The sequence below is a fragment of the Paenibacillus radicis (ex Xue et al. 2023) genome (genome assembly GCF_024722015.1).
Taxonomy (GTDB): Bacteria; Bacillota; Bacilli; order Paenibacillales; family NBRC-103111; genus Paenibacillus_S.
Genome location: NZ_JANQBD010000021.1, coordinates 105,011 through 119,028, shown reverse-complemented (window position 1 = coordinate 119,028; position 14,018 = coordinate 105,011). Strand labels below are relative to the sequence as shown.

Below are 14,018 nucleotides of genomic sequence, written 5' to 3'. Positions count from 1 at the left end.
ATGATAAACTCTCATCTCGTTCTAGTATACGATCTATTCTACACTTACTATTACAGGAAATGGTGAATAATTCAATCTTGTAATGAAAGGGGAATTCCGCTTGGAAAAAGTGATGCAAGTACAGTCTAACAGTTCCGGTAAGCTGGCAAAAGCGTTACTGCTTCTAGGACTTTCTCTAGGATACTTTATGGTACTCCTGGATATGACAGTTGTAAGTGTCGCATTACCTGCTATTCGTGCCGATTTGGGCGGAGGGATAGCCGGCCTTCAATGGGTGGTCAACGCCTACACGATCGTTTTCGCGGGCTTGCTGTTGTCGATGGGTACGATTGCCGACAAATTGGGGGCCAAACGAGTCTATATCAGCGGTCTGGTGCTATTTCTCATCGCATCAGCCATTTCGGCAGCTGTTCCGTCTCTTGGTGCACTTATCGGCTTGCGGGCGATACTTGGTGTAGGAGGCGCAGCCCTCTTGCCAGCCTCGCTCACCCTCTTGGCCCATACTTTCCCTGAACCGGCCCAACGTGCTCGGGCTCTCGGCATATGGGCAGCGGTAACGGGAATAGCGATGGCGGCAGGACCTGTCATCGGCGGACTGTTGGTCGATTCACTCGGTTGGCGCAGCATTTTTCTTCTCAATGTGCCGCTTGCTGTCATTAGTTTGATCATGACTTCGCAGTTCGTCAACGAAACCATCCGAAATCCGCGGCAAAGCTTTGACCTAGCAGGCCAAGTCTCGGCTATTACCGCCATTGTCGCTTTTTCCTTCGCCCTCATGGAGGGGGAAGCATACGGTTGGAGCTCCCCTGTAATTTGGGGGGCATTTAATTTGGCACTGTTATGCGCCATCGTATTCATAATGGTGGAGGCAAAAGGCAAAACACCGCTGCTTCCTCTGCGGCTATTCAGAAATTCCACCGTATCGGCGGGGATGATTGCCGGGATGGCGATAAACATCGGCATGTCGGGGATTCTGTTCATACTGCCATTATTCTTTCAACAGTTGCGCGGATTTTCGGCTCATATGGCAGGATTAGCGCTCCTTCCGATGATGATTCCAATGGCCTTCAATCCAATTTTCGCCGGTCGAATCGTGGGTCGAATCGGAGCAAGAATACCGATGACGATCGGGTTTAGTCTTGCTGCTCTGGGTACACTTCTGCAGGTATGGGTAGATGTGACTACAAGTTATGCACTTACCCTGATTGGTTTGCTCCTCATCGGTTTCGGAATGTCCTTTACGATTCCATCATTGATGGTAGCCGTTATCTCTTCTGTCCCTAAGGAACAAACCGGTGCAGCTTCGGGGGCGCTGAATTCAAGCCGACAGCTTGGCGCGACGCTGGGCGTTGCCATCCTCGGCTCGATTGTAAACGGCAGCGAATCTTTTATTGCCGGAATGCATATGTCACTCGTCGTTACAACCGTTATTTTGTTCGGCGGCAGCATACTCTCGTTCGCGTTTATTGGCCGCACAATCCGTTGAATAAACAAGACCGGAATACCTTGAATCCAAGGTACTCCGGTCTTGTTTACTGAGTTCATCTTTACTTAAACTATTAAGACAATGTTCCCAAAGCCTGAGGAGTAAATACTTTCAGCTCATCCGTCAGGCCATCGCGAATTTTAGCTGCCCAAGCAGGATCTACGAGCAAAGCGCGACCGACAGCAACCAGATCAAATTCATTTTTGCTTAGCTTTTCAATTAATGCATCCACGTTGGCCGTACCTGCGCTTTCACCTTTAAAAGAAGATATAAACTCATTGTCCAGTCCAACAGAACCTACAGTAATGGTAGGCTTTCCTGTTATTTTTTTGACCCAGCCGGCAAAGTTAAGGTCTGAGCCTTCAAATTCGGGCTCCCAGAAGCGGCGTGTAGAGCAATGAAACACATCAACCCCTGCTTCCACTAAAGGTGAAAGAAACTGGGAAAGCTGCTCCGGATTTTGTGCTAATTTCGCTTGGTAATCACTTGATTTCCATTGCGATATACGTATGATAATAGGAAAATCCGGACCTACCGCACGTCGGCATGCTTCCACAATTTCAGCGGCAAACCGGGTTCTTCTCACGAGATCCCCGCCGTAATTGTCATTGCGTTGATTGGTTTTCTCCCAGAAAAATTGGTCGATCAAATAACCATGTGCCCCATGCAGCTCGATTCCGTCAAAACCAATTCGCTTGGCATCTGCCGCTGCCTGTGCGTATGCTGCGATTACAGAAGCGATTCTGGCTTCGCTCATCGGCTCATTTACTTTCTCTCCTGTAGCAATGTCCAGACCAGAAGGACCGATTGGCAATTCTTCAGGATTAGGAATGGCACCAATCTTACGATCCGTACCAATATGCCACAGCTGCGGCATAATAAGTCCACCCGCTTCATGAACCTGAGAGACAACATTAGCCCAGCCGTTCAATGCATCCTCACCATGAAAATTGGGTATATTAAGATTATTCGTTGCTGCCGGATCATTAATTAATGTGCCCTCCGTAATAATGAGGCCTACGCCATTCTCTGCACGGCGGCGATAATAAGCAGCCACATCTGGACCCGGCACTCCTCCAGGAGAGAAGGCTCTGGTCATAGGAGCCATTACGATACGATTCTTCACCTTCAGGTTCCCTATTGTAAAGGGTTCAAACAACGGCCCTACTTTTGGGGTTGATTGTGTCTCTTGATTGTTCATTCCTTATTACCTCCAATGCAATATTAATATTCCTATTGAAACTGCCACACAACGAACTGTCATATTATTTATTACAGTTAACAAAAATAACTATATCACACTTTTTCTCAAACCGCTACTACTGACTTCATGTAAAAAAGAAAGAACGTTAACCGAAGTATTAACGTTCTTTTATCCTATAGTAGCCTTAATGTCCCATCCCTGCCCAATTCAAATAGCTCCATTATTATCTTTCTCCTTTTACAAGCCATTCAGACGTAATGTAGCTCTACTGATAAGCGTTTTTAATCCTATCAATTTGCAGTAGATGAGTGTCCACATGCTTAATAAACGATTGGAAGGACTGAAGAAGCGTTACCGTCTCTCCTTTAATATTGATGCCTGTTTTACTCCAAGCCTCTGCAGGCAGCCGATCAAAGAGCAGACTGTTATAAGTAAGAAGAACTCCGAATACATCAAGAATGTCGTTTGCCGAACCCTCATTCGCCTTACTCTCGCTGACCCAAGGATCCTGCTGGAACGGCGGCAATTGCACAGCCTCTTCAGAAATAAGCTTTCGGATACGAAATGAAAATACGATGCTGTGATCCGTCAAATGAGATAGAACCTCGGTTACACTCCATTTATCAGGGGCCGCTTTCCATTTCAGCTGATCTTCCGTTAATCCTTCTGTAGCTGACTTCAGCTTATGATACGTGTCCTTATAGCTTTGAATATCAATTGTCGTCTGGCTCATTATACATTCCTCCATTTATAATAATAAAGCTTTCGCTCATGCTAGCATGGATAATGACATGCAGCCCAATGGCCTTGCCGAAGCTCCTGAAGCTCCGGCTGAATTTCCTTGCATCTTGCCGTGGCCGCCGGGCAGCGGGTATGAAACCGGCAGCCTGAAGGCGGGTTGGCCGGAGAAGGAATTTCCCCCTGCAGCTCGGCAAACTCACCTTTACGAGCCGGGTCAGGTAAAGGAATCGAAGCAATTAGCGCCTTTGTATAATGATGCGCGGGATGCAGGAACAACTCCTCGCTCGGAGCGATCTCTACCAGTTTACCAAGATACATAACTCCAATGCGGTTGGAAATATGGCGGACAATTTGCAGTCCATGAGCAATGAACAGGTAAGTAAGCCCCATCCTGCTTTGCAAATCCTGCAGCAGATTGACGATTTGCGATTGAACGGATACGTCGAGTGCAGATACAGCTTCATCAGCCATAATAAACTTGGGATTAAGCGCAATGGCTCTCGCTATACCAATTCTTTGCCGCTGTCCACCTGAAAATTCATGAGGATACCGGTTATACCATGACGCGCTTAAGCCTACCCATTCAAGCAGCTCCTCGACACGTGCTCTTCTCTCCTTCCCTTTCAACAGGTTATGCACCTCAAGAGGCTCACCTATAATATCTCCGACCTTCCAACGGGGACTAAGAGATCCGTACGGGTCCTGAAATATCATTTGCATGTCGCGTCGTGCTTTACGCAGCTCATCTCCATGTTGGAGAGTTAAATCATTTCCTTGGAACAGCACTTTGCCTGCCGTTGCTTTCTCCAGCTGTAGAAGCACCCGTCCTAGCGTCGATTTCCCGCTGCCGGATTCCCCTACAAGACCGAATACCTCTCCTTGTTGAATAGAAAAAGAAACATCATCCACAGCGCGGATGAACATACTGTTTTTATTGAAAATCCTCTTCTTGGCTTTATAAAATTTTTGCAATCCTCTTACTTCAAATAAATTACGCTTCGCGGCAGCTTCCCCTAGAGCAGTATCCACTGTATCTCATCGGTTAAAATCGCTTGGGCAGCCGGAAAAGACAGATTACGCTGCTGAGCTCCCCATTGTGTCTCAACCAGCTCTTCGGCATGCCAGCAGGCCACTTCCCGCCCGTTGATCTCTTGCAGCGGAGGATTGAATCTTACGCACTTATCCGTAGCGTAGGAGCAGCGTGGATGAAATCGGCAGCCTTCCGGAAGCTCCGTCAGGCTCGGAATCGATCCTTCTATCGAGTATAGTCTTTTATCCCGGTTGCCTTCCAACGTAAGAATCGATTGCAGCAAAGCTTTCGTATAGGGATGGTACGGCTGTTGAAAGAGCTCGATGGCTGCTGCTTGCTCCATGACCCTGCCTGCATACATAACAACAATCCGATCCGCTAATTGTGCAGCAATACCCATGTCATGCGTAATTAATAAAATAGACATGTTATATTCGGCTTTCAATTCTTGCAGCAGCTGCAAAATTTGCGCCTGAATGGTCACATCCAGTGCCGTAGTAGGCTCATCAGCAATGAGCAGCTCTGGCTCGCAGGACAAAGCCATTGCAATCATTGCACGCTGCAGCATACCGCCGGAAAGCTCGTTCGGATATTGGCGCATCCTCAGCTCAGGCTCCGGTATGCCTACTCTGTACAGCAGTTGGATGGACTGCTGCGCGGCAGCCTGTTTGCTCACTCGTTTATGCTGAATAATATTATCCACAATCTGACTGCCTATTGTAAAAACAGGATCGAAAGCTGCCATAGGCTCCTGAAAGATCATCGCTATTTTTTTGCCACGCAGCACCCGTAGCTGCTCCTGGGATAAGGCAGCTAGATCAACTCCTTCCAGCAGGATGCTGCCTTTGGAGATTACGCCGTTCTCATAATCAATCAACCTCATTATCGACTTGGAAGCTACCGTCTTGCCGCTTCCCGATTCTCCAACCAGGCACACGGTTTCGCCAGCTTTAATGGAAAGTGATACATCCGTAATCGCAGTAAGCAGCCCATGTTTTGTGGCAAAATCGACGGTCAAATGTTGAATATCGAGAAGTGTCAAGTCAATCCCTCCTGGAAAGATATCTTTAAGTGTAACTTAAATTCTTTTTTTCTTAGGGTCCAAGTGATCTCTGAACTTATCGCCTATTAAATTAACAGAAAGAACAAACAAAGTTATGGCCAACCCAGGAAAGCTCGCCATCCACCAAGCAACCGTTAAATACCCTCTTCCCTGGGACAGCAGCGTACCCCAATCCGGTATTTCTCTAAATACACCTAGACCAAGAAAGCTGAGCCCGGAGCCAATGAGAATGGAAGAGCCTACTCCAATCGTCCCCATAACAAGCAGAGGGGATAACGAATTCGGCAATATATGGCGCGTAAATATATGCCAGTGATTGGAGCCTATCGAATAGGAGGCGGTAATAAAAGGACGTCCTTTCATCGCAATCGCTTGACTCCTCATAACTCTGGCATAGCCCGGAATAGCGGAAACACTGACAGCTAACACCACATTGAAAAAGCTTGGACCAAGGGCAGCAGCAATGGCGAGTGCCAGCAAAAGACCGGGAATGGTCATTAGGACATCGACAATCCGCATAAGAACCCCATCGATCCAGCCTCCAATATAGCCGGACAACGCTCCCATGGTGCCTCCGGTTATCCCGCCAATAAGCACGGAGACAACTCCGATAAACAAGGAGTCACGGCTTCCGAATACGACTAAGGAAAATACGTCCCTGCCGTAATAATCGGTACCGAACAGATGTGCCGCACTCGGCGGCTTCAAGATGGCATCAGCCATCATTTGCGTGGGGGCGTAAGGTGCAATCCATTGCGGAAAAAGAGCGCATATACTAATTAGCAGGATGATAAGTCCGGCTATATAGACTAATGAATCCGTAATGGACAGCTTTTTATTGCCAATTTTAAGTAGGGATAGATGCAGCCTTTTTCCAGGCAATACAACTTCTGCTGACGCGGCATGCTTCACAAACCATTCTCCTTTCCTCAAAAAAGCTTCTACGCTGAACGTCTTACCCTGGGATCAATCGCAGAGTATGACACGTCAACCAGTAAATTTACAAGAACATACATAACGGCCGTGAACAAAATAATTCCCTGAACGACGGGCAAATCCTTGGCAGTAATGGCGTCCGCCAGCAGCCTGCCGACGCCCTGACGGGAAAACACGGTTTCGATTACGACGGCTCCGGCTAGCAGCTCCCCTATTTGCACGCCCAGCATCGTAATAGCGGGAATGAGCGCATTGCGCAGCGCATGTCGATACATAATGATGCGTTCAGGCAGCCCTTTGGAACGGAGCGTCACAATGAACTGCTCGTGAATGACATCCAGCATGCTGTTTCTTACCATCCGAACGATAAAGCCGGAGGTAACAAATCCAAGCGCCAAGGCAGGAAGCACCAGCGTGCTGAATCCATCCGACCCCATAGCCGGGAACCAATGAAGCTGAACGGAAAATATGAGAATTAACAGAATTCCTGACCAAAACGTTGGCGTCGATATGCCGAACAAGCTGATGATCCTTGCGATAATGTCAATAAACCGGTTATGGTGAACCGCTGAGAGCACTCCCAACAGAACGCCGATAACTATTGACACCAGGGAGCTGGCTAGAGTTAAAGCAACCGTCGATGGAAGCTGCTCCCAAATCTTAGGTAATACCGGATCTCCATTTACGAGCGATTTGCCAAAGTCGCCTCGAATCATATCCCAGAAGTAATGAGCGAATTGTATACCCAAAGGTTTATCCAAGCCTAGCTGCTGGCGCAGATTTTGCACGGCTTCCGGACTGGCGCTCACTCCATCCAGCATCGCCAAGACCGGGTCACCGGGAAGCAGGTACAGAATAAAGAAAACGAGCACCAGCGACCCGATAATGACCAGAAGGGAAGTGAAAGCCCTACGAATAATGGCTGAAGCCATAGCGATCCTTCCTTTCGAGGCTTATTTTTTCACCACATATGCATCATAGAACAGCGGGTAGCCTAGTGCGTCAAATTTCAAGCCTTTGGCCGTTTTTGCCGAGGCCACCGTGTAAGGGAATATATATATGGGAAATCCGATAGCATTTTCCACTACATAGCTTTGAATTTTTTTGTAAACTTCGCTCCGCTTTTGAGGGTCCTGCTCCTTCAGACCTTCTTCCAACCATTTATCAAGCTGCGGATCGGACAGATGGGTATGATTATGCCCCCAACGGCCTTCCTTTGGTATCGCATTAGTATGGAAAAAGCTGCGCAGAATATCAGGATCACCCGTCACATTGCTGACTCCGTACAAATCATTAGTTCCTTTGTCCATGACGATTGTTTGGGCATTCGTACTGGTCGTAATTTCAACATTAACTTGGATCCCCACCTGCTTAAGCTGCTGCTGGATCATCGCTGCTATATCATTACGTTTCTCGCGGTTTGGCGTGCTTGTCACGAAATACAGGCTCAACGGCTTCCCATTCTTCGCCCGTATCCCATCAGCTCCGCGCACCCATCCCAACTCGTCAAGCAGCTGATTCGCTTTGGGGATATCCGGCTTAATTGAATTTTCAAGTGAAGTATTATAGCCAAGTACAGAAGGCGTAAGAGGCGACCATGCCCGCTTATAAGTACCCAGATAAAGTGTTTTTACGATCGTGTCGACGTCTATAGCCAACTGCACCGCTTTTCTCGCTTTCAGCTCATTCCATGGAGCGTGGTCCTGATTGAGCATCAAAGTGAAAGGAATGCCGGCCGATTCTGCTTCTATTAAAGTAATGTTCGGATCATTTTTGAGCGAAATCAGATTCTGAGGCGGCACCGTTTCTACCGCAGAAATTTGCCCGCTCTGCACGGAACCGATCCTGGTTGCTTCCTCCGGAATGATTTTGAACGTCAGCTTGTCGATGTAGGCGGCACCCTTGTTTTGCGCTATTGGCGGACCCCAGTTGTAATCCGGGTTTCTATCAAGCGTAATCGCTGCATTTTCAACCCAGCTAACAAATTTAAACGGTCCTGTACCGACTGGATTTTTGGCGAGATTCTCGCCATATTTCTGAGCGGCCGCCGGAGAAACAATACCAAGGAACGCTTGGCTCAAGCTGCTCAAAAAAGCGCTGTACGGCGATTTCAAATTCACCTTTACTGTAAACTCGTCTATCACTTCTGAAGATTCATACGGTCCGATTAACGTTACGGCAAACCTCGACTTCGTGTCGGGATTCACAATCCGGTCAAAATTGTATTTAACAGCAGCCGCATTAAATGGGGTTCCGTCATGGAATTTCACGTCTTTACGCAGCTTAAAGGTGTAGCTTTTGGCATCCGGTGAAACGGTCCATTCCGTAGCCAGCCATGGCTTGAATGTCTGATCCGGCATCTGAACGATCAAGCTGTCAAAGATTGACCGCATAATTCGGTAATCCCCGGCACCTGGAAACACATTGGGGTCAAGCCCTCCCGGCGATGCAGCCACGCCAAATGTCAGCTCACCGCCCTTGGTGACGGCCTCCTGCTGATTGGCCCCCTGTGCTGCAGTCGGAGCTACATTACTCTTATCTCCTGAGCAGCCTGCTGCAACCAGCATCAGCGTTGTAAATATCGTCAACCTTTTCAATAAATTGCCCCTCATTGGAAGCCCCCCGTCCCTATATAAATGTTTAAAAATGAGTTCTATTCTTACGCAGATTCTTCAGCTGCTTATTTGCCGACAGCATCAGCGATTGCATCAGCTACTGTCTCAACGGCCGCCTCTTTATTCGATCTTGCCAAAGTGTAACGGTTTTCCGGGAACGGAAGCCCCAGATTGCCTCGCAAAGTATCATGCTCATAGTCAGTCCGGAACAAGCCTCGTTCTTGTAAGATAGGAACGACATGATCAACAAAATCATTTAGCCCCGTTGGAAGCACAGCACTCCCGATCATAAATCCGTCAGCTGCCCCCTCTTCGAACCAGCGCTGTATCGTATCCGCTATTTGTACAGGCGTTCCTGTAAAACCGCTTCTCGGCGAAGTGACTCTAAGCGCCAGCTGCCGCAATGTCAGATTTTCGTCTTTTGCCATTTTTTTAATGCGCTCGCTTGTGCTCTTAAAGCCTTCACTTCCCAAATCTCCGAGATCGGGCAAGGGTTCGTCCAGAGGGAACTGTTTAAAATCAAAATGGTCAAAAAACCGCCCCAAGTAATGTAAGGCAACATTAATATCAACAAGATTGGCAATTTGCTCGTACTTCGCTTTGGCCTCTTCCTCAGTAGAACCTACAATCGGGCTAATGCCCGGGAATATCAATACATCGCCTGCCGAACGTCCGAATTTCACGGCTCTCCTTTTCACATCCTGATAAAAGCTCTTAGCTTCTTCTATCGTTTCGTGCCCGGTAAATACCGCATCTGCCTCTTTGGCTGCCAAATCTTTGCCTGCATCTGACGATCCCGCTTGAAAAATTAGAGGCTGCCCCTGCCTCGATCTGGCAATATTAAGTGGACCCTGTACCGAATAAAACTCGCCCTTATGGTTTAAACGATGCATTTTAGAAGGATCTATAAATTGACCGGATTCCTTATCGCGTACAAAAGCATCATCCTCCCATGAATCCCACAGCCCTTTTGCTATCTGCAAATACTCTTCGGCGATTCGATAACGCAGCTCATGTGACGGATGCTCTGTTTTACTGTAGTTTAAAGCCGAGCCCTCCAAAGGAGAAGTTACCGCATTCCAGCCCGCACGACCGCCACTGATCATATCGATCGTTGCGAACTGTCTGGCAACCGTATACGGCTCACTGTAAGAGGTGGAGAGTGTTCCAACAAGGCCAATGTGTGAGCTTACTCCAGCCAAAGCCGATAAAACCGCAACCGGCTCAAACCGGTTCAAAAAATTCGGATGCGAAATTTCGTTAATATACAAGCCGTCTGCCACAAAAACCAAATCGAGCTTACCCGCCTCAGCCTTCTGAACAAGCTGCTTATAAAATTCAAAGTTTACACTTGCATCAGCAACGGCTTCAGGATGTCTCCAAGCCGCCATATGCCCGCCCGCTCCGTGCAGCATCGCGCCAATTTTCAACTTTCTTTGCTGTGTAATGGTAATCCCCTCCCAATGTTATATAGTGACTACTAAACGGTCAGCTCTGAAAAAGCTTCCTGCAGCAGTACATAAGCATAAAGCCGTTTTGCAAATTCAGGTAATGCAACACTAATAATAAGCTCGTCAATTTGATATTTGTGCTGAATGGCGATCAGCTTCTGACGGACTGTTTCTTTGGAACCGTAAATGATATTGGCCTTCGTTTCCTCAATCGTATAAGGCTCCGTTGTTTGCCGCCCGTATTCCTCTATCTGCTCTATGCTTCTCACCGTCAACGTCCGTCCGCTTTCCAACCGAATTTTGAAAATCTTCGAATTAGCTGCGGCCAGTTGCTCCGCTTCTTCGTCTGTATTAGTCAAGATGACAGATAAAGCGAGAATAGCTTGGGGCTGCTTCAAGTTCCCTGGCTGGAACTGCGAACGGTAGAGCTCAAAGGCTTCGCTTATAGTCCTTTCCTCACAGTTGATCGACTGTGAGAATACATAAGGGATTCCTAGACTAGCCGCCAGCCCAGCGCTCTCTATACTGGCTCCAAGCAAATACAAGTCGGCTGCTTTCTGCGGAAATGGCGTTGCTCTCACACCGTGAAGCGGATCATTAACGTCCAGCTCGTTAGCTAGAAATTGCTTCAATTCCACAAGCTTTTCTCCCAACGACTTGCTGTTCCCATAAGCATCCTGTTGCAGCGCTCTGGTCGAACGCGGTAAGCCTCCAGGCGCTCTGCCTATACCAAGGTCGACACGTCCTGGTTCGAGAGAAGCAAGAACATTAAAGTTCTCTGCCACCTTATAAGGGCTATAATGCTGCAGCATCACACCGCCCGATCCTACACGAATCTTTTTGGTTTTGGCCAATAAGTAAGAAATCAGCACCTCCGGCGAGGAACCGGCCAGTCTATCCGAATCGTGATGCTCGGATACCCAGAAACGGTAATAGCCCAGTTCCTCCGCCTTCTGCGCAAGCTTAACCGTATTCTGAAATGCCTCGCTGGCCGTTTCCTTCTCTCCAATCGGGCTTTGATCCAAGATGCTTAGCCGGAGTCCCATTATTTACACGCTCCCAATTAAATTATTTCCTATAGGTTTTGTTGGTATTAACTCTTATTAAAACTGTAACACCGCCTCTAGACACCGTCAATCGGTCGGATAATAGGTTCTTTCTATCCATTAATTTAATAATTCTATTAGAAGCATGATTTGAAATTTATTCCTTTAACCGTTTCCTGAAACAATTTATGCCAATGCAAGCTTTCCCCGTTCAGCGAGATCAGGTTGGTACGAAGTGAGAGACTATTTAAAGTCGGAAGCTCGATAGGAACCAGCAGGTTATCCTGAACCTCCTTTTGAACACAGAGCTCGGGAAGAAAGCTGATACCTACTCCCTTGAGCACCAGCTTTTTGGCTGTTTCCAAATTATCGATATGGTACACAATATTAGGGGGGAGGTGCAGCGAATCGAACAGCCTGTGAATTTTCATCCAGTCCAGAGAGCCGCATTCAAAAAATACCAATGGCTCATTAACAACATCCTCTACAGTCACAGCATCCATCCTTGCGAACGCATGCTCCTGACGTACAAAAAGACGGATAGGATCCTCATAAAACTTAACGGAATGGATATGGGGATGAGCAATGTTACGAACAAGTCCTAAGTCGATCTCTTTGCTTAACAATTTTTCTAATAAAGTCTCGGATGGAGCGGTGGTCAGTTTTATTTGAACATCAGGTACCTGCTCTTTCAGCAAAGGAAGTATTTCGGGAATCAAATAATTCGATACGGATACCGTACATCCAATTCTCAACTCATCAAGCGAAGAACTCTTATGCTGCAGCTGCTGCTTACCCTTTTTATAAGATTGCAAAATTTGCTGGGCGTAGGGCAGAAACTGTTTTCCTTTATCCGTTAAGCTGAAATGCTTGCCTTCTCTGTCAAAAAGCAGTGCATTTAATTCTCTTTCCAATGATTGAATTCGGGCTGAAATCGATGGTTGGGATAGAAATAAAGCGTCGGCAGCTTTATTGAAGCTGTTGAAATGGATTACATACACGAAAGCTTCCAGATTATCAATATTCATTCCATCATCCCTTTTCTTATGAAAATTTCATCTCCTCAACAATCCTGCTGTGCCCCGAAAACAAATAGAGATACACCCGCCTCAAAAAGAGGAATGATGTATCTCCTGGTAATCCGGTAGATAATTGATTATTCCGATATGTTTAGTATATTTTAAATATAGACCACCACAACTGTTATGTCAATGCTCTTATTCTTCTGTCATTAACTCAAAAAAGCTGCAGACAGCCGCAGCTTTAATGTATCTTTAAAGGCAATCATAGGGTAAACAAGCCCTTAATCACCATTAAAAATTGGCAATCAAACCTTGCGTTAAAGCGGATGATTTATTGTCCCACACCGTGCTTGGAATAAACCGCCGCAGTACGGGGGCAACTTCGGAAGCAAACCGTTCGACCTGCTCCAGCTGCTCCGATTCCGTCAACCCATCCACGCTGATACTAAGCACCTGATGCCCATAAGCGGAATGATAGTTCAAAATCTTCTCAATCACGCTCTCAGGGCTGCCTACCAGAATGGGACCGTTCTCTATGTTATCCTCCAGATTTTTGAAAGGCGTATGGTTGTGCTTGGCTGATGCTGTAGATTGAAAAGCATTGTAGTAAGGCCGGAAGCGATTGATTGCTTCTTCCTTGGTATTAGCCAGGTATAAGCTGCCCGCACCCGATCCGACGAGCGCCTTCGCAGGGTCATGTCCATAATGCTCCAAACGTTCCCGATAATGATCGATTAACGCTTTATATTTGGCCTGCGGGTGAAAAGTATTCGATGAGAAGATAGGCTCTCCATATTTGGCGGCCAGCTCGGTTGATAAGGTGCTTGATGCACTGCCGTGCCACACGGGGATAGGCAGCTGAAAAGGCCTAGGCTGTGTCGTTACATTATCCAGCGGCGAGCGATAACGCCCCTGCCATGTGACATTTTCCTCATTCCACAAACGCTTGAGAAGAGCGTACCGCTCAGCGAGCGATTCCCACTGCTCCTCCTCTGAAATCCCAAATAGCGGATAGTGACGCGGATCATTTCCTTTGCCAATGATCAGCTCAATGCGTCCGCCTGAGAGATGATCAAGAGTCGCATAGTCCTCAGCAACACGGACAGGGTCCAGCACACTTAAAACTGTAACCGTCGTTAACAGCCGAATCCTGGAGGTTCTCGCGGCGATAGCACTCAGGACAACCGGTGGCGAGGAAGACAAGAAAGGCTCTCCATGCCGCTCGCCTACACCATATGCCTCAAATCCCAGCCGTTCAGCAAGAATCGCCTGCTTCAGAACGTTCTCAAACTTTTGCTGCGTGTTCAAAGCTTCACCCGTCACAGCATTGGGTAAATTCATCATTAGGCTAAACAATGCGAATTTCATCTTGCATGGGCCCCCTCGTCAAAAGTTCTGTTTTCGGTGAATTCCATATTCGAAGC

12 protein-coding genes are annotated in these 14,018 nt (G+C 47.4%); 1 reads left to right on the top strand and 11 read right to left on the bottom strand.

What is annotated here, in order from left to right; all coding sequences use genetic code 11:
• Nucleotides 1-109: 109 nt before the first annotated feature.
• On the top strand, nucleotides 110-1,486 hold the full coding sequence (locus NV381_RS26145; RefSeq protein ID WP_258216283.1) for an MFS transporter: 1,377 nt from the start codon (nucleotides 110-112) through the stop codon (nucleotides 1,484-1,486).
• Between the two features lie 73 nt (nucleotides 1,487-1,559).
• On the opposite strand, the gene NV381_RS26140 is transcribed toward NV381_RS26145, so the two are convergent.
• From NV381_RS26140 to NV381_RS26090, 11 genes are all read right to left on the bottom strand, one after another.
• Nucleotides 1,560-2,687, bottom strand: coding sequence for an NADH:flavin oxidoreductase (locus NV381_RS26140; protein ID WP_258216237.1), 1,128 nt, complete (start codon nucleotides 2,685-2,687; stop codon nucleotides 1,560-1,562).
• Nucleotides 2,688-2,955: 268 nt separating this feature from the next.
• The gene (locus tag NV381_RS26135; RefSeq protein ID WP_258216236.1) at nucleotides 2,956-3,423 is read right to left on the bottom strand and encodes a DinB family protein; all 468 of its coding nucleotides are present in this window, start codon (nucleotides 3,421-3,423) and stop codon (nucleotides 2,956-2,958) included.
• A gap of 41 nt (nucleotides 3,424-3,464) precedes the next feature.
• On the bottom strand, nucleotides 3,465-4,460 hold the full coding sequence (locus NV381_RS26130) for an ABC transporter ATP-binding protein (protein ID WP_308862294.1): 996 nt from the start codon (nucleotides 4,458-4,460) through the stop codon (nucleotides 3,465-3,467).
• Complete coding sequence (locus NV381_RS26125) at nucleotides 4,445-5,503, bottom strand: ABC transporter ATP-binding protein (RefSeq protein ID WP_258216235.1); 1,059 nt, start codon at nucleotides 5,501-5,503, stop codon at nucleotides 4,445-4,447. Before NV381_RS26125 ends, NV381_RS26130 begins: the two co-directional genes overlap by 16 nt.
• A gap of 36 nt (nucleotides 5,504-5,539) precedes the next feature.
• Nucleotides 5,540-6,370: an ABC transporter permease gene (locus NV381_RS26120; protein WP_419182301.1), complete on the bottom strand. Its 831-nt coding sequence runs from the start codon at nucleotides 6,368-6,370 to the stop codon at nucleotides 5,540-5,542.
• Between the two features lie 95 nt (nucleotides 6,371-6,465).
• Nucleotides 6,466-7,392 (bottom strand): ABC transporter permease, encoded by a 927-nt coding sequence (locus NV381_RS26115; RefSeq protein ID WP_258216234.1) that lies wholly within the window; start codon nucleotides 7,390-7,392, stop codon nucleotides 6,466-6,468.
• Between the two features lie 21 nt (nucleotides 7,393-7,413).
• Nucleotides 7,414-9,072: an ABC transporter substrate-binding protein gene (locus tag NV381_RS26110; RefSeq protein ID WP_258216233.1), complete on the bottom strand. Its 1,659-nt coding sequence runs from the start codon at nucleotides 9,070-9,072 to the stop codon at nucleotides 7,414-7,416.
• 68 nt (nucleotides 9,073-9,140) lie between these two features.
• A complete protein-coding gene (locus NV381_RS26105) occupies nucleotides 9,141-10,523 on the bottom strand; it encodes an LLM class flavin-dependent oxidoreductase (RefSeq protein WP_258216280.1) in 1,383 nt (460 codons plus the stop codon).
• 32 nt (nucleotides 10,524-10,555) lie between these two features.
• A complete protein-coding gene (locus tag NV381_RS26100; RefSeq protein ID WP_258216232.1) occupies nucleotides 10,556-11,572 on the bottom strand; it encodes an LLM class flavin-dependent oxidoreductase in 1,017 nt (338 codons plus the stop codon).
• A 137-nt stretch (nucleotides 11,573-11,709) separates the two neighbouring features.
• Entirely contained in the window at nucleotides 11,710-12,600 is an 891-nt protein-coding gene (locus NV381_RS26095; protein ID WP_258216231.1) for a LysR family transcriptional regulator, read from the bottom strand.
• 285 nt (nucleotides 12,601-12,885) lie between these two features.
• On the bottom strand, nucleotides 12,886-13,962 hold the full coding sequence (locus NV381_RS26090; RefSeq protein ID WP_258216230.1) for an LLM class flavin-dependent oxidoreductase: 1,077 nt from the start codon (nucleotides 13,960-13,962) through the stop codon (nucleotides 12,886-12,888).
• Between the last annotated feature and the right edge of the window lie 56 nt (nucleotides 13,963-14,018).

Coding starts and splice junctions, on each gene's coding strand:
- NV381_RS26140 (WP_258216237.1), bottom strand. CDS start 2,687: ATGAACAATCAAGAGACACAATCAACCCCAAAAGTAGGGCCGTTGTTT.
- NV381_RS26135 (WP_258216236.1), bottom strand. CDS start 3,423: ATGAGCCAGACGACAATTGATATTCAAAGCTATAAGGACACGTATCAT.
- NV381_RS26115 (WP_258216234.1), bottom strand. CDS start 7,392: ATGGCTTCAGCCATTATTCGTAGGGCTTTCACTTCCCTTCTGGTCATT.
- NV381_RS26110 (WP_258216233.1), bottom strand. CDS start 9,072: ATGAGGGGCAATTTATTGAAAAGGTTGACGATATTTACAACGCTGATG.
- NV381_RS26100 (WP_258216232.1), bottom strand. CDS start 11,572: ATGGGACTCCGGCTAAGCATCTTGGATCAAAGCCCGATTGGAGAGAAG.
- NV381_RS26095 (WP_258216231.1), bottom strand. CDS start 12,600: ATGAATATTGATAATCTGGAAGCTTTCGTGTATGTAATCCATTTCAAC.
- NV381_RS26090 (WP_258216230.1), bottom strand. CDS start 13,962: ATGAAATTCGCATTGTTTAGCCTAATGATGAATTTACCCAATGCTGTG.